The sequence below is a fragment of the Pseudomonas guariconensis genome (assembly GCF_024127895.1).
In the GTDB taxonomy this organism is placed as follows: Bacteria; Pseudomonadota; Gammaproteobacteria; order Pseudomonadales; family Pseudomonadaceae; genus Aquipseudomonas; species Aquipseudomonas guariconensis_B.
Map to the genome: position 1 here is coordinate 1 of NZ_JAMYBK010000071.1, position 831 is coordinate 831.

1 protein-coding gene is annotated in these 831 nt (G+C 57.6%); it reads right to left on the reverse strand.

Translation table 11 applies throughout. The annotated features are described in order from the left end of the window. A protein-coding gene (locus NJF35_RS24585) for an IS5 family transposase (protein WP_253091620.1) occupies positions 1-823 on the reverse strand; the annotation gives its coding sequence in 2 pieces (ribosomal slippage) (positions 1-479 and positions 482-823; 821 coding nt annotated over the 2 pieces). This gene is flagged as partial in the annotation. Between the last annotated feature and the right edge of the window lie 8 nt (positions 824-831).

Below are 831 nucleotides of genomic sequence, written 5' to 3' on the forward strand. Positions count from 1 at the left end.
CATCGCCGCCAGCAGGCCAATGTGACCATGGCGGCATAGCTTTTCGCGAGCTTGCAGTAACGGGTCGCCAAGCGACGATGCTCCTTCAGCCAGCCGAACAGTCGCTCGATAACGTTGCGTTCCCGGTACTTGGGTTTGTCGAACAGACGCGGCAATCCAGGTTTCGGTTTGCGCTTCATGATTCGGTAGGGAATCACGGGCTGCATGCGATACCGGTCGCAGTACTGCCGCAGCGTTTCTGCGTCGTAGCCTTTGTCCGCTATCAGCTTGCGGCATCGCTTACGGGGCCTACCTCGTTCGGTGGGAATGTGAACACCGTCCAGCAAGGGTTCAGCATGGGAAATATCGCTGGCTTGTCCACCGGAGAGGATGAAATGCAATGGCACACCTCGGGTGTCGCAGACCATGTGAATTTTCGTTGTCAGCCCACCCCGGCTTCTTCCGAGTGCGTGGTCCGTTGGTTCTTCCGCCCCCCTTTTTGGCCTGCTCCAGATGAGGCCCGGGACGCTTTGACTGCCGTTGAATCAATGCACCAAGTGTCCAAGTCGATCAGGCCTTGAGCGTTGAGTTTCACGTGTAGGCGCTTGAGCATTTTGTTGAAGATGCCCTGGTTTCGCCAATCTCGGAAGCGCTGATAGACCGTGGACCAAGGCCCGAATCGCTCCGGCATGTCTCGCCATGCGGCGCCAGAGCAAAGCACCCACAGCACGCCATTGAGCATCAGGCGATCATCAGCTCTTGGGCGTCCGGTACGCCGAGGGGCAGTAAAAAGATCGGCGACTATTTCCCAGTCTGCGTCGGAAAGTTCGTATCGCTTGGGCATGGCAGAAT